Origin of the sequence: Ensifer sp. LC163 (genome assembly GCF_001695855.1) — a bacterium.
In the GTDB taxonomy this organism is placed as follows: Bacteria; Pseudomonadota; Alphaproteobacteria; order Rhizobiales; family Rhizobiaceae; genus Ensifer.
The window spans coordinates 669,328-690,986 of sequence record NZ_MBSS01000001.1 but is presented as its reverse complement, the minus strand read 5'-3'; the positions used below and the strand labels follow the sequence as shown (position 1 = coordinate 690,986).

Here is a 21,659-nt window from a genome sequence, read left to right as displayed (position 1 = left end):
CCAATTATCTGTCGGTAAAACAACGATAGGATGGGCACCATGGAACTCGGGCTTTACACATTTGCGGATGTCGATCCGAATGCTGCCGACAAGGGCCGGGAAGGCCAGCGTCGACTTGCCAATCTGCTCGAGGAGATCGAACTGGCCGATCAGGTTGGGCTCGACGTCTTCGGCCTAGGCGAACATCACCGGCCCGATTATGCGGCCTCGGCGCCAGCCGTGATCCTTGCCGCAGCCGCGGCCAGGACGAAGACTATCAGGCTGACGAGCGCCGTGACCGTTCTGAGTTCAGACGACCCGGTGCGCGTGTTCCAGCAGTTTTCCACGCTCGACCTTCTCTCCAACGGCCGGGCCGAAATCATGGCCGGTCGCGGCTCGTTCATCGAATCCTTCCCGCTCTTCGGCCAGTCGCTCGACGATTACGACCAGCTCTTTGCCGAAAAGCTCGACCTGCTGATGGCGTTGCGCGAAACAGAGAAGGTCTCCTGGGTCGGCGAGATGCGCGCGGCGATCAGCGATCGCGGCGTCTATCCGCGTCCGCTGCAGGAGATGCTGCCGCTATGGATTGCCGTCGGCGGCACGCCGCAGTCGGTGGCCCGCGCCGGTGCCCTCGGCCTGCCGGTGGCGCTCGCCATCATCGGCGGCGAGCCACGCCGGTTCGCGCCGCTGTTTGACCTTTATCGCGAGGCCGCCTGCCGCGCCGGCCAGGATCCGGCGAAGCTGAAGACCAGCATCAACGTTCACGGCTTCATCGCCGATACGACCGATCTTGCCGCCGACCAGTTTTATGGCCCGCAGGCGGAGGTGATGAACCGCATCGGCCGCGAGCGTGGCTGGGGGCCGACGAACCGCGCGCATTTCGACCAGGCGCGTAGCCCCGCCGGCAACCTCTTCCTCGGCGATCCGGAAACTGTGGCCGAGAAGATCGTCGAGAACTGGAAGCTCTTCCGTAACGACCGCTTCCTGCTGCAGATGGCGATCGGCCCGATGCCGCATGCGCAGATCATGCGCGGCATCGAACTCTACGGCACCAAGGTCGCGCCGCTGGTGCGCAAGGCGCTGGCGGAGGAGCGGGCCGGACTGGCCGCTTCGGCCTGAGCCATCGCAGGCCCGTCATCTATCGACTGTCGGCGCTGGAAAATCCGGTGCCGACGGGTTACATGTGAGCGCGAAAGCGAGACACGGATGACCCTCAACAACGAAGAAGATCTGCTGCGGCTGAAGGAAATCGGCCGCATCTGCGCCAATGCGCTGCAGGCGATGGGCGAAGCTCTGGAGCCCGGCATCACCACGGCGGAACTGGATGCCATCGGCCGCAAGGTGCTGGAAGATGCCGGCGCGCGGTCCGCGCCAGAACTCTGCTACCAGTTTCCCGGTGCCACCTGCATCAGCGTCAACGAGGAAATCGCCCACGGCATTCCCGGCAGCCGCATCATCCGCGCCGGCGATCTCGTCAATATCGACGTCTCCGCTGAAAAGGACGGCATCTTCGCCGATACCGGCGCTTCCTTCCCGGTGCCGCCGGTGACGGCCGCGATCGACAGGCTCTGCCGCGACGGCAAGCGGGCGATGTGGGTCGGCCTCAAACAGGTGCGTCCCGACCAGTCGCTTGCCGCGATCGGCAACGCCATCGGCGATTTTGCCCGCAAGAACCGCTATTCGCTGGTCACCAACCTTGCCAGCCACGGCATCGGCCGCTCCCTGCACGAGGAGCCGAAGGAAATCGCCACCTGGCCGGATCCGAGCGAGCGGCGGCGCATGACCGACGGTATGGTCTTTACCGTCGAACCGTTCCTGTCGATGGGAGCGGATTGGGCCGAGAGCGGCGACAAGGATGACTGGACGCTCTATAGCGAACCGCGGGCACCGACCGTGCAGTACGAGCACACGGTCGTCGTCACGCGCGGTGGCCCGCTGGTGGTGACGCTGCCCGGCTGACGGGCATCGTTCGATTCCTTCAATAGGTCGTTCAATTATAGTGATTTGTGGTGTTCGTTTTGCAGTGCAATAAACTGCCATGACCACGTTCGACAGACCACATCACGCAAGCCTCGCCTCGACCGCTACCGCCGGCGCCATCGCCATGGCGGTGGCCATGGGCTTCGGCCGCTTCTCCTACACGCCGATCCTGCCGGCGATGATGGCGGACCTCGGTCTGTCGCCGGCGGATGCCGGTCTCATCGCCTCGGCAAACTTCGTCGGCTATCTCGCCGGCGCCGTGCTGGGCGCTTACGGCTGGGCGCACGGGCATGAGCGCAGGATCGGGCTTTCGGCGCTAGCGGCGACCACGCTGCTGCTTGCAGCGATGGGGCTTTCATCTTCGGTTTTCGTGCTCAGCCTCATCCGCTTTCTCGCCGGTCTTGCGAGCGCCTTTTCGATGATCTTCATCTCCGGCATCGTTCTTGGTCACGGACTGCTGGCGCGGTCGGAACATGTGCCGGCGTTGCATTTCGGCGGCGTCGGGCTCGGCATCGCCTTCTCCTCGCTCTGCGTCTGGTTGGCGCCTCTCGCCGGTGCCTCCGGGCTTTCGGCGTCGCAAGCCGACTGGTTCGCCGGCGCTCTTGTCGCGCTCATCGGCACGATTGTTGTCGCCCTCATGCTGCCGGCAGGTCCCGTCTCCGGCAATGGCGCCGCGCGTGAAAAGCCGCTCACCTGGACGCGACCCCTGACCGTGGTGACGTTGACCTACGGCTTCTTCGGGTTCGGCTACGTGATTACCGCGACGTTCCTCGTCGCCATGGCCCGCGATGCGAGCGGCGGCCACAGCATCGAGTTCCTGGCCTGGCTGTTGACGGGCTTAAGTGCGGCGCTGTCGGTCTATCTCTGGCGCTCGGCCGTGCCGCGTTTCGGGCTTGCCGGCGTCTACGCGATCGGTTTGCTGGTTGAGGCCGTCGGCCTTGTGCTGACCGTCAGCCTGCCGCTGCCCTATGCGCCGCTTGCAGGCGGGCTGATGCTGGGCGCCACCTTCATGATGATCACCGCCTACGGCCTGCAGATCGGCCGGCACCTGGCGCCGGAAAGCCCGCGCAAGGCGCTTGCCCTGATGACGGCGGCCTTCGGCATCGGCCAGATCATCGGCCCTGTGGTTGCCGGGTGGCTCGCGCAGCGCACCGGCAGTTTTTCAGCGCCCACGCTGATTGCGGCGGCGGTGCTGTTTGTCTGCGGTGGCGTGATCGTCGCCGAGCTCAGGCGGATCGCGGCGGCACTGCCGCGCTGAACGGTGTCGGGGTCGCCTGCGCTATAGCAGCTTCGCTCGGTTGAGGGGCTGCGCCAACCGATCGCCCATCATGAAATAACAGTAACGTTCATATTACCCGATTGTTGAAGAAGGTGCTTTGCCCTAGTTTCGGCGCTTCGGGAGGCGAGTTGTTCTCCTCCCCCGAAACGAGAGTGCCGTACTTTGTTCCTATCCTTCTTCCCGAAGCCGAAGCTCTTTTTCATTTCCTTCGTCGTCTGGTCGCTGGTCGCCATTGCCTTCTGGTACGGCGAAGGCGAGCAACTGGGCGCCGTCTTCGGTATGCCACCCTTGTCTTCGGACGCGCCGCCGATCGTCGGCATCTCCGCCTTCTGGTCCCCCGCCTTCGTTTGGTTCTATCTCTACTTCGGGCTGGTCGTCGGGCTGTTCGCGGCATTCTGGTATGTCTACTCGCCGCACCGCTGGCAGAACTGGTCGATCCTCGGCTCGGCACTCATCCTCTTCGTCACCTATTTCCAGGTGCAGGTGAGCGTGGCGATCAACAACTGGTACGGGCCGTTTTGGGATCTGATCCAGGCCGCCGTTTCGAAGTCCAAGGTGGTTACGGCAGACGAGTTCTACAGCCAGATTGCTGTCTTCCTCGGCATTGCGCTTGTCGCGGTGGCCGTTGCCGTCATGACGCGCTTCTTCGTCAGCCACTACATCTTCCGCTGGCGCACGGCGATGAACGAATACTACATGACCCATTGGGGCAAGCTTCGCCATATCGAAGGTGCTTCGCAGCGTGTGCAGGAAGACACGATGCGCTTTTCCACGACGGTCGAGGGGCTCGGCGTCAGCCTGATCGACAGCGTCATGACGTTGATTGCCTTCACGCCGGTGTTGATCCGCCTTTCGGCGAATGTGACCGAACTGCCGATTGTCGGCGCCATTCCCTATCCGCTCGTCACTGCCGCCGTGCTCTGGTCCTTGTTCGGCACGGTGTTTCTGGCGGTCGTCGGTATCAAGCTGCCGGGTCTCGAGTTCCGCAACCAGCGTGTCGAGGCGGCCTTTCGCAAGGAGTTGGTCTATGGCGAGGATCACGCCGACCGCGCACAGCCTCCGACCGTTGCCGATCTCTTCGACAACGTCCGCCGGAATTATTTCCGGCTCTATTTCCACTATCTCTACTTCAACATCGCCCGCATCTTCTATTTGCAGATCAACAACATCTTTTCGTTGCTGATCCTGGCGCCGTCGATCATCGCCGGCAAGATCACGCTCGGTGCGTTGAACCAGATCTCGGGTGCTTTCGGGCAGGTGACGTCGTCGTTCCAGTACCTCGTTTCGTCCTGGCCGACCATTGTCGAGCTTCTGTCGATCTACAAGCGTCTGCGCGCCTTCGAAGCGGCAATCGACGATGAGCCCCTGCCGGAGATCGAGCAGAAGTTCATCGCCGTCGGTGGCGACGAAGAACTGGCCTGAGCCGGGCCAAATGCGAAACAATCAGAAGGCGGAGCGATCCGCCTTCTTTTCTGCCTGCGCGATCATCGGCAGCGCCTGGGCGTAGCTGACGCAGGCGACATCGGGTTTGGTGCAGACCTCGGTCAGCAGCCGGTCGAGCGCGCGCCAGTAGGCGCCACCGTTCATTTCGACGAAATGGAAGCCGAGCTGCAGTGGGACCCGGTCGCCGGCATACTCCCTGTCGAAGGCCTTCCTGTAGGCCCCGTATGTGCGGGCCTCGAAGGCGGCGCTGTCCTTCTTGTTTTCGACGCCCATCGAATGGCGTACGAACAGATTGTAGTCCATGCCGATCACGGGGCGCTTGGACGGCCCTTCGGGGATCAGCGGCAGACCGAAGCGCGGCAGGCCGTCCTTCTCCATCGGCCAGCCCGGCCCCTTGGTCACCAGGCTCGCGTCATAGGTGAAGCCGGATGCCTTCAAGGCGGGAAGCAGGCCATCGCTCAGCGAAAGGTAGGGGGCGCGGAAACCCTTGATGCCGGTCCGGGCAAATTCAGCCCAGCCTTCAGGCTCGGCTTCGGGCTTGTCCGCCTTCTTCCAGGCATCGCGCAGAGCCGTGTCGAAGGTCGAGAATTCACTTTGCCAGTCAGCCTTCGTCCAGTCCTTGCCGTCGAAATGGCCGCAGGCGTGGCTGGCGATGTCGTGGCCGTCGAGATGGGCCTGCCAGATGTGGCCGGCGCGGGCGGAGATTTCTTCGCGGCTCTGGGCAAAGCCGACATTGGAGCGACCCGGTTTCAGCCCCGGCGGCTTGTAGATCTGCTTGCCGTCGGCCCGTGTCATCAGGAACGTGCAGGAGAGGAAATAGGTGAAATGCGCATTGGTGCGCCTGGCCATCGCCAGGCTCTTCTCCCACAGCGCGTTGTCATGTGCGCCGTCGAAGGAAACGATGACGAGCTGCTTGTCCTTCGCAGGAACAGCAGGCGTGGTCGTGTCGAACGTGGGTTCGGCGGCCGGGGCGAGGGTAGGGACAAGGGCGAGGGAAAGGGCAATAAATGTTCGGATCATGATATCTGCGACGATTTGCGTATGCCGTCCCATTATCCAGGAATGCGGCAATCCTTTGATCTGTCTGGAAATTTCTCAACACTCCGGCTATGCCTGATACCAAGTCTCGGTGATAGGAACCCATCATCGAGACTTGGTATGAGTGGACAGAACAACAATGAAGGACGGGTGACGACATGGCGTTGCTGATATTGGGTATCGTGATCTTCCTGGGCATCCACCTGGTTCGCAGCTTCGCGCCCGGCCTGCGCGCATCGGTGATATCGAGCAGCGGCACCGGTGCCTGGCATGCGATCCACGGCATTTGCGCGCTGGTCGGCCTCGGCCTGATAGCCTATGGCTTCGACCAGGCGCGTGCCACCACCGGCATGCTCTACACGCCCCCGGTCTTTTTCGCGCACATCGCGCTGACACTGATGCTGATCGCCAGCATCTGTCTTGTGGCCACCTATCTGCCCCCGGGCAAGATCAGGGCGGTCACCAAACATCCGGCGATCCTTGCTATCAAGATCTGGGCACTCGCCCATCTCCTTGCCAATGGCGAGACGTCGTCGGTGCTGCTCTTCGGCGCCTTCCTCGCCTGGGCGGTCATCCTGCGAATTTCGATGAAAAAGCGCTGGCGCGCCGGTGAAATCACCTATCCGGCGTTCGTTTCCTACCGCTACGACCTCATCGCCGTGGTACTCGGGCTTGCCCTTTACGGGGTGATTGTATGGAAGTTGCACGAACTGGTGATCGGTGTTTCTCCGATGGTTGTCGGCTAAATGACGCACGCCCCCTTACAACTGCCACAAAATCGGGTAGAAGGCGCAAAATCCTAATAGCGTGCAGGGAAGGCCGAGAGGCCGGGGCAATCGATGGCGAACCAAGACGACAGCTTTATCCGCGAGGTGAATGAAGAACTGCGTTCGGACCGGATGAAGAACATCTGGGACCGTTTCGGCAGCGTCATCGTGGCGATCGCCGTGCTTATCGTTCTGGGAACCGTCGGCAAGGTCGGCTACGACTACTGGCGCGACAACGCGTCCTCGAAATCCGGCGACGAATTCCTCCAGGCGCTGAACCTTGCCAAGGAAAACAAGGCCGATGAAGCGCTGGCCGCCCTGAACAACCTGCAGAAGGACGGTTACGGCGCCTATCCGGTGCTCGCCCGTCTTCGCGCGGCGACGCTTCAGGCCGAGAAGGGCGAGACCGATGCCGCCATCAAGGCGTTTTCGGATATCGGCAAGGATACAAGCCTGCCCGAGGCGCTTCGCGATGCCGCCCGGCTGCGTGCCGCTTACCTGCTGGTCGATCACGGCACCTATGACCAAGTCTCTGCCGAAGTCGAGCAACTGGCGGTGCCGCAGAACACTATGCGCCACTCGGCCCGCGAGGCGCTTGGCCTGTCTGCCTACAAGGCCGGCGACGTCGCCAAGGCGAAGAGCTGGTTCCAACAGATCGTCGATGACGCCCAGAGCCCGCGCAATGTCGCAGGCCGGGCGCAGATGCTGCTCGACGTGATTGCCGCGAGCGGCAAAGCCTAAGCGCATATCCCTGAAGACCGGGACCGGTCTTTGGAAAGGATATGTTGATTTTCAAAGTGTTGGAGCGCTGCGTGTCCTGATGACGCGCAGCGCTTTCAGACGGAAACGGATACGTTCATGAGTTTCACCGTCGCCATCATCGGGCGCCCCAATGTCGGCAAGTCCACCTTGTTCAACCGCCTGGTTGGCAAGAAGCTGGCGCTCGTCGACGATACCCCGGGTGTTACCCGTGACCGCCGTCCGGGCGATGCCAAGCTCATCGACCTGCGCTTCCGCATCGTCGACACCGCTGGTCTCGAGCAGTCAGCACCCTCCAGCCTTCAGGGCCGCATGTGGGCACAGACCGAGGCCGCGATCGACGAAGCCGACCTGTCGCTGTTCGTGGTCGATGCCAAGGCAGGCCTGACGCCGGCCGACAAGACGCTGGCGGAAATGCTGCGTCGGCGCGGTAAGCCGGTCGTGCTGGTTGCCAACAAGTCCGAGGCGCGCGGTTCGGACGGCGGCTTCTATGACGCCTTTACGCTGGGGCTTGGCGATCCTTGCCCGATTTCTGCCGAGCATGGCCAGGGCATGCTCGATCTGCGCGACGCGATCGTCGCGGCGATCGGTGAAGACCGTGCCTACCCGCCGGAAGACGACGTGGCCGAGACTGACATCGACCTGCGCCCGACCACCGGTGAGGCGGCGGAAGAGGATGAGGTCGAGCCGGCCTATGACGAAACCAAGCCGCTTCGCGTGGCGATCGTTGGCCGGCCGAATGCCGGCAAGTCGACGCTGATCAACCGTTTCCTTGGCGAAGACCGGCTTTTGACCGGACCGGAAGCCGGCATTACCCGCGATTCGATCTCGGTCGAATGGGACTGGCGCGGCCGCACCATCAAGATGTTCGATACCGCCGGCATGCGCCGCAAGGCGAAGGTGCAGGAGAAGCTGGAAAAGCTCTCGGTCGCCGATGCGCTGCGCGCCATCCGGTTTGCCGAAACGGTGGTGATCGTCTTCGACGCGACCATTCCGTTCGAAAAACAGGACCTGCAGATCGTCGATCTCATCATTCGCGAAGGCCGGGCCGCCGTGCTCGCCTTCAACAAATGGGATCTGGTGGAAGATTGGCAGGCGGTACTTGCCGACCTTCGCGAAAAGACCGAGCGGCTGTTGCCACAGGCGCGCGGCATTCGCGCCATACCGATTTCCGGCCATACCGGCTACGGCCTCGACCGCCTGATGCAGGCGATCATCGACACCGACAAGACCTGGAACCGTCGCATCTCGACCGCGCGTCTCAACCGCTGGCTCGATTCCCAGCAGGTGCAGCATCCGCCGCCGGCCGTTTCCGGCCGCCGCCTGAAACTGAAGTACATGACGCAGGTGAAGGCCCGCCCGCCGGGCTTCATGATCTCGTGCACACGCCCCGACGCGCTGCCGGAATCCTATACGCGCTACCTGATCAACGGGCTGCGCAACGATTTCGACCTGCCCGGCGTGCCGATCCGCATCCACTATCGCGCATCGGACAATCCGTTCGAGAACAAGGCCCGCAAGAAGCGCTAAGCCGTCGGCATCAGCGCTCTCTGCCGCAGATCGCGGTTGGGGGGAACCTCAGCCGACGAGCTTGCTCTTGTCGACGAGTGCGCCGTGATGGCCGATGACGCCGGCAGCGATGCGGGCCGCGAAGGTTGCAGCCTCGCTCGGCGTGTCGCCCGCAACGAGGCGCGAGAGGAAAGCGCCGTTGAAGCTGTCGCCGGCGCTGGTGGTGTCGACCACACGCTCGACCGGCGTTGCCGGGACGTGGTCGACCTCTGCGCCAGCAAAAGCCAGTGTCACACCCTTTTCCCCGTCCTTGACGACCACATCCGCGACACCCAGCGCCTTGTAGCGCTCGATCGTCGCCTTGATCGAGCCGTCTCCGAAATGCGTGACTTCGTCGTCGAAGCTCGGCATCACCAGGCTGGCGGCGCGGGCGCCATCCGTCAGTGTCTGGCGCATGCGCTCGGCGTCGTCCCAGAGGCGAGGGCGGATGTTGGGGTCGAAGACGACGCGTTTTCCTGTGGCCTTGGCGCGGCGCAGTTCGGCAAGCAGCGTTTCCACCGCCTCGGGCGCCAGGATCGCAAGGGTGATGCCGGAAAACAGGATGAGATCGGAGCCTTCGATGGCGCGGCGCAGATGGTCGGGATCATCGGCGAGAAGCCGTGCTGCGGAAGCCGAGCGCCAATAGGAGAAGCTGCGCTCGCCGTCCTTCAGATGGATCATGTAGAGGCCCGGCGTGCGGCCCTCGATCTTGCGAACGGGCGTGGTGTCGATGCCCTTTTCGGCCATGAAGGCGAGCATTTCGTCGGAAACGGTGTCGATGCCGACGGCCGAGCAATAGCCGACCGTCCAGTCGCTCGGCATGAACAGCCGCGCGTAATAGGCAGCGTTGAAAGTATCGCCGGCATAGCCCTTGCGCAACAGACCGCCCTCGGCCTGCATCAGTTCGACCATGCACTCCCCGATCGAAAGCATCGTTCCGGCCAACGTCTTCTCTCCCTTTGGTTTTTCCCGTGCTGACGGGATAAGGTTCAAGGCCGGTCTCGGCAAGAGATTGTTTTCCGACGTTGCCGATTTGGGCGGTGACGCGACCGCAGTCCGGCGTTTACTCGCGCGCCGGGCGAGGCTACATCTTGGCGCACAGATCGGTTTCACGGGGGCAGGGCATGGCGTCTCAGCAGGGTTCGGGTGACGATTGGTGGCGCGGCGCGGTGATCTATCAGGTCTATCCGCGCTCGTTTCAGGATACCGATGACGATGGCATCGGCGACTTGAAGGGCGTCACGCGACGGCTCGGCCACATCGCCTCGCTCGGCGTCGACGCCATCTGGCTGTCGCCGTTCTTTACCTCGCCGCAGGCAGACATGGGCTATGACGTCTCGGATTATTGCGATATCGATCCGATGTTCGGCACCCTTGCCGATTTCGATGCGATGCTGGCGGAGGCGCACCACCTTGGCCTCAAGGTGATCATCGACCAGGTGATTTCGCATTCGTCCGATCGTCATCCCTGGTTCGTCGAAAGCCGCGCCAGTCGCGAGAGCCCGAAGGCAGACTGGTATGTCTGGGCCGACCCGAAGCCGGACGGGACTGCGCCCAACAACTGGCTTTCGATCTTCGGCGGCCCGGCCTGGGAATGGGACGGGGTGCGCAAGCAATATTACATGCACAACTTCCTCGCTTCGCAGCCGGATCTCAATTTCCATAACCCGGAAGTTCAGGACGCAGTGCTTGATGCCGCGCGCTTCTGGCTCGACCGCGGCGTCGACGGCTTCCGGCTGGATACCGTCAACTTCTATTTCCACGATCGCCATCTCAGGGACAATCCGCCGCTCGTGCCGGACCTAGATGCGACCAGCAACGATGCGCCCGACGTCAATCCCTACGGCATGCAGGACCATCTCTACGACAAGAGCCAGCCGGAGAACGTCGCCTTTCTCCAGCGGTTCCGGGCCTTGCTCGATGGCTATGGCGGGCGCACGACGGTGGGCGAGGTGGGAGACGGGGCACGGTCGCTGAAGACGGTGGCGGCCTACACCAGCGGCGGCGACAAGCTGCACATGTGCTACACCTTCGATCTGCTCGGTCCGGATTTCACCGCCGGCCATATCCGCCGCTGCGTCGACAATTTCCAGAAGGCCGTCACCGACGGCTGGGTGTGCTGGGCCTTTTCCAACCACGACGTCATGCGCCATGTCAGCCGCTTTGCCGAGAGCGAGGCGGAACGGGACGTGGTCGCCAAGCTGGCGATCACCTTGCTCGCAAGCCTGCGCGGCTCGGTCTGTCTCTACCAGGGTGAGGAGCTTGGCCTATCTGAGGCGGATCTCGCCTTCGAGGATCTGCGCGACCCCTATGGCATTCGCTTCTGGCCGTCCTTCAAGGGCAGGGATGGCTGCCGCACGCCGATGGTGTGGGAGGTGACCGCCGAGAATGCTGGTTTCTCTGCCGGAAAACCGTGGCTGCCGGTGCCGGCTGAACAGGCGCGGCTGGCGGTCGATACGCAGGAGGCTGGCGCTGTCACGGTGCTGAACCATTATCGCGCCATGCTGACCTTTCGCAAATCGCATGCGGTCCTGCACGACGGTGACATGTCGTTCGTCGAGAGCAACCGCGACCTTCTGGCGTTCATCCGCGAGAAGGATGGCGAGCGGTTGCTCTTCGTCTTCAACCTGACGCGGGAGCCGCAGGAATTCCTCGTTTCCGATACGGTCGTGGAAGCCATGCCCTTGCCGGGCCAATCGGCGCAGGTCGCGGGCGGCGTGCTCAAACTCAATGGTCTGACTGCCTATTGCGGGAAACTTTGATGCGCGTGGTGTCGATGAATACAGAAATGGTTGGACGCTGGCTGGATATGCGGCTGGCGCTCTGGTCCGATACGCCGGCTGGCATCCACCGCGGCGAGATAGAGACCTGTCTCGCCGCCGGGGAGCGGCAGGCCGCTTTCCTTTGCGAAGACGATGCCGGTGTCGCTGCCGGCTTTGCCGAGGTTTCGTTGCGCACCGATTACGTCAATGGCTGCGAGACGTCACCGGTTGCCTTTCTTGAGGGCATCTATGTAATTCCCCGCTACCGGCGCCATGGCGTGGCGCGGGCGCTGATCACGGCCGCCGAGCGCTGGGCCGTCAGCCGCGGCTGCCGGGAGCTTGCCTCCGACACCGACACTAACAACCTGGAAAGCCTGAGCCTGCACACCGCGCTCGGTTTCGAGGAAACCGAGCGGGTCGTCTATTTTCGCAAGGAGCTCTCGGCGTCGTTCACCGACAACTGAGCGAGCCGATCTCGTTCAGCCGATCAGCATGAACTTGTCGACATCGACAAGTCCGCGGTCGGAAATCTTCAGGTGCGGGATCACCGGTAGCGGCAGGAAGGCGAGCTGCAGGAACGGCTCCTCCAACGTTGCGCCAAGTGCGAAGGCCGCCTGACGCAGGTGATGCAGGGTGTCGCGCACGGATTCGTGCGGCTCCAGGCTCATCAGGCCCGCCACCGGCAATGCGATCTCGCCGGTAACCTTGCCATCCTCGACGACGACGAAGCCGCCTTTGATCTGGCCAAACCGATTGGCGGCGGTCGCCATGTCCTCGACGTTGACGCCGACGACGCAGATGTTGTGGCTGTCATGGCCAACCGTCGAGGCGATCGCGCCCTTCTTGAGACCGAAGCCCTGCACGAAGCCGTTGGCGTGGTTGCCGTTGACCCCATGCCGCTCGATCACCGCCACCTTGATGATGTCGCGACCGAGGTCGACGCCGGTCTCGTTGCCATCAGCCGGCAGACGGTAACGCCGGTGCTCGGTGATGATCTTGCCCGGCAAGACGCCGATGACCGACGTCTCGCTGTCGGAATAGGGCACGCCGAAGTCGCTTGCATTGACATGGCCGGCCTTGACGCTGTCGAGCCCGACGGGGGCAACCGGCTTGCGGGTGGCAAACAGCGCGTCGGTCACGCGGCGACCGCCTGAAAACACCATCTGCGCCCGGCAGCTTTCGAGGCTGTCGAGCACGACGAGATCGGCGCGCCAGCCGGGCGCCACCAGCCCACGGTCGCGAAGGCCGAAGGCACGCGCGGCCGAGATCGAGGCGGCGCGATAGATCGCCAGCGGCTCGACGCCCGCGGCGATCGCGGTGCGGATCATGTAGTCGAGGTGGCCCTGCTCGGCGATGTCGAGTGGATTGCGGTCGTCGGTGCAGAGCGCAAGATAGGGCGAAAGCCGCTCAGTTATAACAGGCATCAGCGCGTGCAGGTCCTTGGAGACGGAGCCTTCACGCACCAGGATGTGCATGCCCTTGCGGATCTTCTCCATCGCCTCTTCCGCGGTGGTGCATTCATGCTCGGTGCGGATGCCGGCCGAGAGGTAGCCGTTGAGGTCCTTTCCACGCAGCAGAGGCGCGTGGCCGTCGATGTGGCCGCCCTGGAACGCCTCCAGCTTCGCCAGGCACACGGGATCCTTGTGGATGACGCCGGGGAAGTTCATGAACTCGGCAAGGCCGATCACCTTCGGATGGTCGCGGAAAGGCAGCAGCCTTTCGATTGGCAGGTCGGCGCCTGATGTCTCCAGATGCGTTGCCGGCACGCAGGACGACAGCTGCACGCGGATATCCATGATGGTCTCGAGGGCGGAATCGAGAAAGAACTGGATGCCCTCGGTGCCGAGCACGTTGGCGATCTCGTGCGGGTCACAGATGACGGTGGTGATGCCGAGCGGCAGCACGCAGCGGTCGAACTCATGCGGCGTGACGAGCGAGGATTCGATGTGCAGATGTGTATCGATGAAACCGGGCACGACGATGCGGCCGGAGATATCGATCTCCTCGCGCCCCTCATAGTCGCCATAGGTGCCGACGACGCGGCCCCCCGATATGGCGATGTCGGAGGCAATCAGCTCACCCGTCACCAGATCGAAGAAGCGCCCGCCCTTGAGCGCGATGTCGGCCGGCTCGCGGCCGACGCCCTGGTCGATCATTCGTTCCAACGCCGCGGACATCACTGCACCCCTCATTTTCGGCCTCTACTGCATAATTCCTTAAATCGGATCCGATTTAAGGATAAAATTATGCAGCAAGTTTAAAGTGCTACAGCGTCCTTAGCGCGTCATATTTGACGCGCGGCGCTGTAAATAAGATTAACCCTCTCCCCGTTGCCGAGGAAAGGGTCGTATTCGTCGATGGACGACGCAATCAGATATTGTTGACGAGCACGTCGCGAAGCTTGCCGAACAGCTCGTCGATCTCCGCCTTGGAGATGATCAGCGGCGGCGAGAGCGCGATGATGTCGCCGGTGGTGCGGATCAGAAGGCCCTTCTCATAGGCCTTCAGGAACGCGGAGAAGGCACGCTTGGTCGGCTCGCCGGCGATCGGCTGCAACTCGATCGCGCCGATCAGGCCGACATTGCGGATGTCGATGACATTCGGGCAATCCTTCAGCGAATGCAGCCCGTCCTCCCAATAGGAGGCAAGCTCGGCAGCGCGTGTCAAAAGGCCCTCCTCCTTGTAGGTGTCGAGGGTGCCAAGCGCTGCGGCCGAGGCGATCGGATTGCCGGAATAGGTGTAGCCGTGGAAGAACTCGATCAGGTGTTCCGGACCGTTCATGAAGGCATCGTGGATTTCCGAGGTCACGAACACGGCGCCCATCGGGATCACGCCGTTGGTCAGCCCCTTCGCCGTGGTGATGATATCCGGCGTCACGTCGAAATATTGCGCGGCGAACGGCGTGCCGAGGCGACCGAAACCGGTGATGACCTCATCGAAGATCAACAGGATGCCGTGCTTGGTGCAGATATCGCGGAGCTTCTTGAGATAGCCCTTCGGCGGGATCAGCACCCCGGTCGAACCCGCAACCGGCTCGACGATGACGGCGGCGATCGTCGAGGCGTCGTGCAGGGTGACGATGCGCTCAAGCTCGGTCGCCAGGTCGCCGCCATGCTCGGGCTCGCCGCGGGTAAAGGCGTTCTGGGCCGGCAGGTGGGTGTGCGGCATGTGGTCGACGCCGGTCAGGAGCGTGCCGAACATCTTGCGGTTGGAGACGATGCCGCCGACGGAGATGCCGCCAAAATTGACGCCATGATAGCCGCGCTCGCGACCGATCAGGCGGAAGCGCGAGCCGTCGCCCTTGGCGCGGTGATAGGCCAGCGCCACCTTCAGCGCAGTGTCGACCGATTCCGAACCGGAATTGGTGTAGAGAACGTGGTTCATGCCCTCTGGCGCGATATCGACCAGGCGGTTCGCCAGTTCGAAGGCCTTGGGATGGCCGAGCTGGAAGGCCGGCGCATAATCGAGTTCGCCCGCCTGTTCGCGGATCGCCTCAGTGATCTTCGGGCGACAATGGCCGGCATTGACGCACCAGAGACCTGCCGTGCCGTCGAGGACCGTGCGACCGTCATGGGTCGTGTAGTACATGTCCTTGGCGCCGACGAAGAGGCGCGGCTCCTTCTTGAACTGCCGGTTGGCGGTGAACGGCATCCAGAAGGCGCGCAGGTCGTTCGGCGTGGTATTCAGACGGTTCGACATTCCAGTTCTCCTCGGCATGGTCCTGTGTCGGGTCGCGGTGCCCGCTTGGATTCTTTTACCCTTTGGTCAAACTATCAGGGCGCCGGTTCGGGTCAAGCCTCGCGCGCCGCGTGCGATGGTTCAAGGCTCGCGTCCGATTTCGCGGAGGAGCATGATCCGTGGCGAAAATCATGTGGTCGGGTCGAGGCTGTACCGGGGAATTTTCGTCGTGGGCCCGGACGTTTTCTCAAGTTTAACCTGTTTGCGTCAACGCTGCCGCGCCGTGTATCGCCGGATCCATGGCCGTGTTTCTCGCCGTCGTCTGACGGCGCGATCCGGTGGCAAAGAAGCGGAGTGGCGAGACGGTGTCGAGGTTGGGGATCGCGCAGGCGGCCATTGCCGTCCTCATTCTGCCCGGCATGGCAGCGGGCGCCGACCTCATCGTCGACGGCCGCTTCGAACACGGGCAAGATACGTTCTGGGCCGGAAAAGGCGTGGTGCTGACGCGGGATGGCGGGCAGCTGTGCGCCGGGGTTTCGGCAGGCGGCGACACCTGGGACAGGCTCATCGGCGTCAACGGGTTGAAACTCGAGCCGGGACTTCATTACAGGCTTTCGTTGTCGGCCATGGCCGATCCCGCCCGTGCGGTATCGGCCCGCATCCAGCGCGGTGCCGAGCCCTGGACGGTGCAGGGCGAGTTCAGCGTCGGCGGCTCGGCCGAGCGCGTGCTGTTTTCAGCCGATTTCATGGCGTCGGAAGAGGAAGAGGCCCAGCTGGTTTTCCCGCTCGGTGGTGCCGAGAACGCCTGGCGCTTCTGTATCGACAACCTGTCGCTGGTCGAGATTGCCGCACCGCCTGCTGCGGCCAACCGCGCGGACCAGGGGCCGGTCATCCGCGTTAACCAGCTCGGCTATTTCACCGATGGTCCGAAGCGGGCGACGGTGATCTCGGAGGCGCGCCGCCCCATTTCCTTCCAGCTGGTCGATGCAGGCGATGTCGTCGTCGGCGAGGGGACAACACGGCCGAGCGGCTTCGATCCGTCCGCCGGGGTCAGGACGCATGTGGCGGACTTTTCCGCCTATGCCGCTCCCGGCGACGGTTACCGGCTGGTCTCCGGCGACTGGACCAGCGATCGCTTCTCGATCTCCGACGATCTCTATGGCCGCCTCACCGTCGATGCGCTCTCCTGGTTCTACCCGCAGCGCAGCGGTATCAAAATCCGGGGCGATATCGCCGGAAAGGCCTATGCGCGGCCGGCCGGCCATGTCGGTGTCGCACCGAACGAGGGCGACAAATCCGTCGGCTGCTTCACTGGCGCTGGGGCCGCCGCGCTCTACGGCGACTGGTCCTGCTCCTATCGTCTCGACGTTTCCGGCGGCTGGTACGATGCCGGCGATCACGGCAAGTACGCCGTCAATGGTGCGATCTCGGTCGCGCAGTTGCTGGCCACGTTCGAGCGTGGCCGTGTTTTCGGCGATGCCGCTTCGCCTGTCCTTAGCGATCGGCTTTCGCGCATTCCCGAGAGCGGCAACGGCATCCCCGATCTGCTCGACGAGGCGCGGTGGGAGCTGCAATTTCTGCTTTCGATGATGGTGCCGGACGGCGAGCCGCTTGCCGGGATGGTGCACCACAAGATCCACGACACGGCCTGGACGTCGCCACCGATGCTACCGAGCGAGGACCCGAAGCCGCGGGCGCTTCACCGGCCTTCGACGGCCGCGACCTTCGACGTGGCGGCGGTTGCCGCGCAGGCCTCGCGGCTCTTTGCCAAGGACAATCCGACCTTCGCCGCAAGGCTGCTTGCGGCCGCGCGCAAGGCGTGGGTGGCGGCCAATGCCAATCCGGCCCTGTTCGCCGCGAAATCGGACGGCCTCTCAGGCGGTGGCGACTATGACGACGACGATGTTTCCGACGAGTTCTATTGGGCCGCGGCCGAACTGTTTTTGACCACCGGAGAGGCGAAGTATATCGATGCCTTGCGCGCTTCTCCGCATTGGTCAGGCGAGGTGCTGCCGCCGACCGGCGCTTTCCACTGGCGCAATGTTGCCGGCTTTGCCCGGCTGCAGCTGGCGCTTTACGGTGAAGCCTTGCCCAAAGCCGATCTCGACATGGTGCGACGCTCGGTTCTGACGGCGGCGCGGGCATTCCTGTCGCTGCAGGCGGCCGAGCCGTTCGGGCAGATCTATCGCCCGAAAAACCACCAATTTGACTGGGGGTCGAACCAGCTGATCCTGCAAAACATCATCGTCCTGTCGGCGGCCTTTGACCTTTCGGGCGACAAGGTCTTCCTCAATGCGGCGCGCGAAAGCATGGACTATATCCTTGGCCGCAACGCCATGGCGCTCGCCTACATCAGCGGTTACGGCGCGCGCTCGCCCGAGAACCAGCACAGCCGCTGGTACGCGCATCAGGTCGACCCGACGCTGCCCAATCCGCCGGTCGGCTCGCTTGCCGGCGGGCCGAATTCGACGCCGGTGGATGCCATCGCAAAACAGCGGCTGCAGGGCTGCGCGCCCCAGACCTGTTATGTCGACGATATCGAAGCCTATGGCTCCAATGAAATCACCATCAACTGGAATGCGCCGCTGGTCTATGTCGCGTCGTTCCTTGCCGACGCACGCTAGGGGGCTGCAGTGATGACCGGGATAGCCTTTGTCGGAACGGGTTTCGTTGCCGACTATTACATGACGACGCTTGCCAACCATCCGCAGCTGCGGCTCACCGGCGTCTGGGATCGAGACGAAACACGCCTGACGGAGTTTGCCGCCTACTGGAAGGTCAACCGTTACGCGACGCTGGACGAGGTGCTAGCGGATCCGGCGGTGGCGATCGTCGTCAACCTGACGACGCCGGAGAGCCACTATACGGTAAACCGCGCAGCGCTTCTCGCCGGCAAGCACGTCTATTGTGAAAAGCCGCTGGCAATGGGCGTCGAGGAGGCGAGTGAACTCGTAGAGCTGGCGCGAGAGCGGGCGCTGGTGCTTGGTGGCGCCCCGGCCAATGCACTCAGCGAAGCGCAGGCGCTCTGTGCCTCGCTGCTTGCGGCCGGCGCCATAGGCAAGCCGCGCCTCGTCTATGCGGAAATGGAAGACGGCCCGGTGTTTAGAGCGAACTGGCGCGAATGGCGCAGCCGTTCCGGCGCCCGCTGGCCCGGCGTGCATGAGTTCGAAGTCGGCTGCACGCTGGAGCATGCGGGCTATGCGGCAAGCTGGCTTGTTTCGCTTTTCGGACCGGTTGCCGAGGTCAGCGCCGTTTCTGCCTTGACCTTCCCGGACAAGGGACCGGGCACGGAACGGCTGCACCTCGGCCCGGATTTTTCCGTCGGTTGCCTTTCCTTCCGTTCAGGCGTGACGGCGCGCGTAACCTGCGGGCTTGCGGCCCCGCGCGACCGTTCGCTGACAGTTATCGGCGACAAGGGCACCATCGTCGTACGTGATCTCTGGGACAACCGCTCTCCCATTCATGTCGAAGCTTTCGGTGCCAAGCGTTCGCTGCAGCACCGCATCCTCGACTGGGTCGAGTGGAAGACCGGTCGCAAGCTGCCTGTCCGGCTCTACGCCGGCAACAAGGTGCGCTATCCGACCAGGGCCAAGGCGTCGGTCTTGCCCGCCTATCCCTCAAAGATCGATTTTGTCAGTGGCATTGCTGCTCAGGCCGATGCGATCGCGCGTGGGGAGGCGCCGTTCTTTTCCGGAACGACGGCGCGCCACCTCACCGAGATCGTGCTTGCCCTCAACAACGGCCGCCAGGGCTATCGCCCGCTCGATCTATGACGGCGGCAGGGCGCGGATCTTCTCGATGATTTCGACCGCCTGGGTGCTGCGCGACATCGGCATCAGGATATGCTCGTGCCAGCCCTCCAGGATCGCCGCACTTGCCGCTTCGATCTCGAATTGCAATCCGTTGCCGGGGAAGGGCAGATCGAAGCGCTGAAGGCCGGGCAGCGAGGTACGCCTGGCAATTCGCGTCAGTGCCTTTGCCCACAGGCCCTGGCCCTTTGGTGCGATAACCTTGCGCACCAGGCCGTTGCTGCCGAGGAACAGCCGGTTCGCCTTCAGAAACGGCGCGTCGATGACGAGCGTACCGCGGTCTCCGTCGATAATGAAGCGATTGTCGCCGTCACGGTCGAAACCGCAGGAAAGATGAGCCTCGAAGCCGGTATAGGCAAGGCGTATGCCCGCCGAGAGGTCGACGCCCGTGGGTGCGCTTTGCCAGTGGCCGTCGACGGCTTGCGGGTGCCCGAACAGGTTAAGGCACACGGACAGCGGGTAGATGCCTAGGTCGAGCAGCGATCCACCACCGAGCCTGGCGTCGAAGAAGCGGCTCGTGGGATCGAACGGCTTCTCATAGGCAAGCTCGGCTTTGACATGCCGGATGCGACCCAGCGCTTCTCCATCGAGCAGGGCGCGCGCCTTTGTGATCGCCGGCAGGAAACAGGACCACATGCCCTCCATGGCGAACAGGCTTTTGGCTGCGGCCAAGGCGGCGAGCGAACGCGCGTCGTCGAACGAAGTCGCCAGCGGCTTTTCGACCAGCACGGCCTTGTTCGCCGACAGGAAGACGATGGCGTGCTCCAGGTGGACGGCGTTCGGCGAGGCGACGTAGACCGCGTCGATACCCGGATCGGCGGCGAAGGCCTCGATGCTGGAATGGCTGGCGATGCCGCCGAAACGGGCGGCGAAGGCATCAGCCTTTTCCTGACTGCGGGAATAGGCGGCGGCCAGCACGGCATTGCCGGTAAACCGGATGTCGGACGCGAAGCTGTTCGCGATGGCGCCAGTACCAGCGATGCCCCAACGGACCTTGTCTTGCATTGCGTGAAACCCGATGTCCCGGCTGCTACTGCATAATTCCTTAAATCGATCCGATTTAGGGATAAAATCCTGCAGCAGGTTTAAAGCGTATAGCGTCCTTTGCGCGTCATATTTGACGCGCGGCGCTGTAATGTCCGGGCGCATCCTGACCCGGAAACCTCAAGGCCGCGTAAACATCGGCGGCAAGCTCCGGGCAACATTGGCTGCCGATGTTATCAGGGCAACGGGCGCTTCGGCCGGGCAATGGCTTGCCCCGTCTGCCGATCTTCCAGAAAAGAATAAGCCCCGCGCGATTTCTCGTGTGGGGCTACTTCAGGGCATGATCCCTGTTGCGGACTGAGAAGGTCAGGCCGAGCGGCGGACCAATGTCTTTTCTTCCACGGCATTTGCTGCAACGCCGTAGATATCGGAGAGCGTACCCAAAATTCTCATGACGGCGTCGGACGAGCTGGAATAGTAGATCGTCTGAGCGTCGCGCCGAGTGCTGACCAGATTCTGGGCTCGCAGCTTGGACAGGTGCTGGGACAGAGCGGACTGGCTCAGCCCCACCTTATTGGCCAATGCGCCGACCGCCATCTCTTCCTTGACAAGGGAATCGAGGATGAGAAGGCGCTTAGGGTTTGCCATGGCCGAGAGGAAGCCGGCTGCTATCTCGGCTTCATCGTGTTTTTCAGGCGAAAGTGGCTGCATTGCGTGCTCCATGCGAAAATTACATCACACGTAGTTATGGTTGACGAAGGACGATAATTAGTCGTGATGCATAAAAGGGCAACTACCTACTGCAAGAAATGGGGGTAGCTGGCGAGCGATTAACCGTAAAGTTCGCGCAAAAGTGGCCGTAACTCCGAACTGTCCCGCATTGGCGCAGGGAACTCAAGCCGCTTCAATTGGTCGCCAAGGGCGAGATCGAGCCCGGCAGCGTCGATTCCGACGACTTTCCAGTCGCCCGCAGGAGCACCGCAGAGTTTCTCAGCGTAAAATCTGACCGCGTCGGCATGATCGGCATTCATATGTTCGATAGCCCCGGCTTCCATGGCGGCGAGCGATGCCGTCGCCGGTGATTCGATCACCAGGTCCTGCGCCGTCAGGACATAGGCGCGGCCGAAGCCACCGTTAAGGCTGGCGCGTAACGGGTTCAGGCGGAAGAAGCCGAAATCGGGAAAGTCGACATAGAGCTTCGATTTCGGATGACGACGAACGAATCGCTCGCGGATGCGCGCATGGGCTTCCGAATCGTGCGAGACCGCTTCGGCCTCGCACTGCACAGTGAGCCTGGGATGGGCGAGGGGGTCGCCCTTGCCGGGCTCTCCGGTCAGCAGCGAGGCGCGCGCGTCGGCAAGCAGCGCCTTGGTATGGGTCGACAACTTGGAGATCAGGATCACCGGTACGCCGTCGACGTCCATGCCGACGAGCACACGACTGACGAAGGGGAAACCGCCGCTCTCCGGTTCGATTGCCGCAAGCGAGCCGCTGCGCGCGCCACGCAACAGCGTATGCGCCAGCGTGCGGGCCTCGTCATCGGTTTCGCGCAACACATTCGGTTTGTCGCTCATTCGTCAGTCCTTCCTGAATTTCAGCCCGGCTCCAGACGAAAAAGCCCGGAACGGATTCC

General features: G+C 63.0%; 18 protein-coding genes. 11 read left to right on the top strand and 7 right to left on the bottom strand.

All coding sequences use genetic code 11. From position 1 onward, the window contains the following. The first annotated feature begins 39 nt into the window (after nucleotides 1-39). From BC360_RS03365 to sbmA, 4 genes are all read left to right on the top strand, one after another. A complete protein-coding gene (locus BC360_RS03365; protein ID WP_065794296.1) occupies nucleotides 40-1,098 on the top strand; it encodes an LLM class flavin-dependent oxidoreductase in 1,059 nt (352 codons plus the stop codon). A gap of 87 nt (nucleotides 1,099-1,185) precedes the next feature. Then, nucleotides 1,186-1,938: a type I methionyl aminopeptidase gene (map, locus tag BC360_RS03360; protein WP_065786304.1), complete on the top strand. Its 753-nt coding sequence runs from the start codon at nucleotides 1,186-1,188 to the stop codon at nucleotides 1,936-1,938. A 79-nt stretch (nucleotides 1,939-2,017) separates the two neighbouring features. After that, nucleotides 2,018-3,217, top strand: coding sequence for an MFS transporter (locus BC360_RS03355; RefSeq protein ID WP_167590798.1), 1,200 nt, complete (start codon nucleotides 2,018-2,020; stop codon nucleotides 3,215-3,217). Between the two features lie 183 nt (nucleotides 3,218-3,400). After that, complete coding sequence (gene sbmA / locus BC360_RS03350) at nucleotides 3,401-4,660, top strand: peptide antibiotic transporter SbmA (protein ID WP_065794189.1); 1,260 nt, start codon at nucleotides 3,401-3,403, stop codon at nucleotides 4,658-4,660. 21 nt (nucleotides 4,661-4,681) lie between these two features. Here the strand turns inward: sbmA and BC360_RS03345 are convergent, their stop codons facing one another. After that, nucleotides 4,682-5,701, bottom strand: a complete 1,020-nt coding sequence (locus tag BC360_RS03345; protein WP_065794294.1) for a polysaccharide deacetylase family protein — start codon at nucleotides 5,699-5,701, stop codon at nucleotides 4,682-4,684. 176 nt (nucleotides 5,702-5,877) lie between these two features. Here BC360_RS03345 and BC360_RS03340 point away from each other — a divergent pair, with 176 nt between their 5' ends. From BC360_RS03340 to der, 3 genes are all read left to right on the top strand, one after another. After that, nucleotides 5,878-6,465, top strand: a complete 588-nt coding sequence (locus tag BC360_RS03340; RefSeq protein ID WP_065794188.1) for an NnrU family protein — start codon at nucleotides 5,878-5,880, stop codon at nucleotides 6,463-6,465. Nucleotides 6,466-6,558: 93 nt separating this feature from the next. Then, complete coding sequence (locus tag BC360_RS03335; protein WP_065786307.1) at nucleotides 6,559-7,227, top strand: tetratricopeptide repeat protein; 669 nt, start codon at nucleotides 6,559-6,561, stop codon at nucleotides 7,225-7,227. Nucleotides 7,228-7,344: 117 nt separating this feature from the next. Then, nucleotides 7,345-8,775 (top strand): ribosome biogenesis GTPase Der, encoded by a 1,431-nt coding sequence (der, locus tag BC360_RS03330; RefSeq protein WP_065786308.1) that lies wholly within the window; start codon nucleotides 7,345-7,347, stop codon nucleotides 8,773-8,775. A gap of 48 nt (nucleotides 8,776-8,823) precedes the next feature. Here der and BC360_RS03325 read toward each other — a convergent pair whose 3' ends face one another. Further along, on the bottom strand, nucleotides 8,824-9,738 hold the full coding sequence (locus BC360_RS03325) for a sugar kinase (protein ID WP_065794187.1): 915 nt from the start codon (nucleotides 9,736-9,738) through the stop codon (nucleotides 8,824-8,826). A gap of 179 nt (nucleotides 9,739-9,917) precedes the next feature. Here BC360_RS03325 and BC360_RS03320 point away from each other — a divergent pair, with 179 nt between their 5' ends. Both BC360_RS03320 and aac(6') read left to right on the top strand, forming a co-directional pair. Beyond that, nucleotides 9,918-11,555, top strand: coding sequence for an alpha-glucosidase family protein (locus BC360_RS03320; protein ID WP_065794186.1), 1,638 nt, complete (start codon nucleotides 9,918-9,920; stop codon nucleotides 11,553-11,555). After that, nucleotides 11,555-12,019, top strand: coding sequence for an aminoglycoside 6'-N-acetyltransferase (aac(6'), locus tag BC360_RS03315; RefSeq protein ID WP_065794185.1), 465 nt, complete (start codon nucleotides 11,555-11,557; stop codon nucleotides 12,017-12,019). The genes BC360_RS03320 and aac(6') overlap by 1 nt, the downstream gene beginning before the upstream one ends. A 15-nt stretch (nucleotides 12,020-12,034) precedes the next feature. On the opposite strand, the gene ade is transcribed toward aac(6'), so the two are convergent. Continuing rightward, on the bottom strand, nucleotides 12,035-13,732 hold the full coding sequence (gene ade / locus BC360_RS03310; RefSeq protein WP_065794184.1) for an adenine deaminase: 1,698 nt from the start codon (nucleotides 13,730-13,732) through the stop codon (nucleotides 12,035-12,037). 193 nt (nucleotides 13,733-13,925) lie between these two features. Further along, entirely contained in the window at nucleotides 13,926-15,254 is a 1,329-nt protein-coding gene (locus tag BC360_RS03305; protein ID WP_065794183.1) for an aspartate aminotransferase family protein, read from the bottom strand. Between the two features lie 317 nt (nucleotides 15,255-15,571). Between BC360_RS03305 and BC360_RS03300 the strand changes: the two genes are divergently transcribed. Beyond that, the gene (locus tag BC360_RS03300) at nucleotides 15,572-17,857 is read left to right on the top strand and encodes a glycoside hydrolase family 9 protein (protein ID WP_065794182.1); all 2,286 of its coding nucleotides are present in this window, start codon (nucleotides 15,572-15,574) and stop codon (nucleotides 17,855-17,857) included. Between the two features lie 12 nt (nucleotides 17,858-17,869). Then, nucleotides 17,870-19,006: a Gfo/Idh/MocA family protein gene (locus BC360_RS03295; protein ID WP_065786315.1), complete on the top strand. Its 1,137-nt coding sequence runs from the start codon at nucleotides 17,870-17,872 to the stop codon at nucleotides 19,004-19,006. Here the strand turns inward: BC360_RS03295 and BC360_RS03290 are convergent. From BC360_RS03290 to BC360_RS03280, 3 genes are all read right to left on the bottom strand, one after another. Further along, nucleotides 19,001-20,047, bottom strand: a complete 1,047-nt coding sequence (locus BC360_RS03290; RefSeq protein WP_065794181.1) for a Gfo/Idh/MocA family protein — start codon at nucleotides 20,045-20,047, stop codon at nucleotides 19,001-19,003. The genes BC360_RS03295 and BC360_RS03290 overlap by 6 nt on opposite strands. Before the next feature lie 345 nt (nucleotides 20,048-20,392). Continuing rightward, nucleotides 20,393-20,737 carry an ArsR/SmtB family transcription factor gene (locus BC360_RS03285; protein WP_053248174.1) on the bottom strand — a complete coding sequence of 115 codons (345 nt, stop codon included), beginning with the start codon at nucleotides 20,735-20,737 and terminating at the stop codon, nucleotides 20,393-20,395. Nucleotides 20,738-20,856: 119 nt separating this feature from the next. Next, on the bottom strand, nucleotides 20,857-21,600 hold the full coding sequence (locus BC360_RS03280) for a HugZ family protein (protein ID WP_065794180.1): 744 nt from the start codon (nucleotides 21,598-21,600) through the stop codon (nucleotides 20,857-20,859). Nucleotides 21,601-21,659: the final 59 nt, after the last annotated feature.

What these genes read in the sequence shown, in the direction of transcription:
- map (WP_065786304.1), top strand. Translation starts at nt 1,186, where the DNA reads ATGACCCTCAACAACGAAGAAGATCTGCTGCGGCTGAAGGAAATCGGC.
- BC360_RS03285 (WP_053248174.1), bottom strand. Translation starts at nt 20,737, where the DNA reads ATGCAGCCACTTTCGCCTGAAAAACACGATGAAGCCGAGATAGCAGCC.
- BC360_RS03280 (WP_065794180.1), bottom strand. Translation starts at nt 21,600, where the DNA reads ATGAGCGACAAACCGAATGTGTTGCGCGAAACCGATGACGAGGCCCGC.
- BC360_RS03340 (WP_065794188.1), top strand. Translation starts at nt 5,878, where the DNA reads ATGGCGTTGCTGATATTGGGTATCGTGATCTTCCTGGGCATCCACCTG.
- der (WP_065786308.1), top strand. Translation starts at nt 7,345, where the DNA reads ATGAGTTTCACCGTCGCCATCATCGGGCGCCCCAATGTCGGCAAGTCC.
- BC360_RS03305 (WP_065794183.1), bottom strand. Translation starts at nt 15,254, where the DNA reads ATGTCGAACCGTCTGAATACCACGCCGAACGACCTGCGCGCCTTCTGG.
- BC360_RS03355 (WP_167590798.1), top strand. Translation starts at nt 2,018, where the DNA reads ATGACCACGTTCGACAGACCACATCACGCAAGCCTCGCCTCGACCGCT.
- BC360_RS03320 (WP_065794186.1), top strand. Translation starts at nt 9,918, where the DNA reads ATGGCGTCTCAGCAGGGTTCGGGTGACGATTGGTGGCGCGGCGCGGTG.
- BC360_RS03295 (WP_065786315.1), top strand. Translation starts at nt 17,870, where the DNA reads ATGACCGGGATAGCCTTTGTCGGAACGGGTTTCGTTGCCGACTATTAC.
- BC360_RS03290 (WP_065794181.1), bottom strand. Translation starts at nt 20,047, where the DNA reads ATGCAAGACAAGGTCCGTTGGGGCATCGCTGGTACTGGCGCCATCGCG.
- BC360_RS03345 (WP_065794294.1), bottom strand. Translation starts at nt 5,701, where the DNA reads ATGATCCGAACATTTATTGCCCTTTCCCTCGCCCTTGTCCCTACCCTC.
- BC360_RS03335 (WP_065786307.1), top strand. Translation starts at nt 6,559, where the DNA reads ATGGCGAACCAAGACGACAGCTTTATCCGCGAGGTGAATGAAGAACTG.
- BC360_RS03365 (WP_065794296.1), top strand. Translation starts at nt 40, where the DNA reads ATGGAACTCGGGCTTTACACATTTGCGGATGTCGATCCGAATGCTGCC.
- ade (WP_065794184.1), bottom strand. Translation starts at nt 13,732, where the DNA reads ATGTCCGCGGCGTTGGAACGAATGATCGACCAGGGCGTCGGCCGCGAG.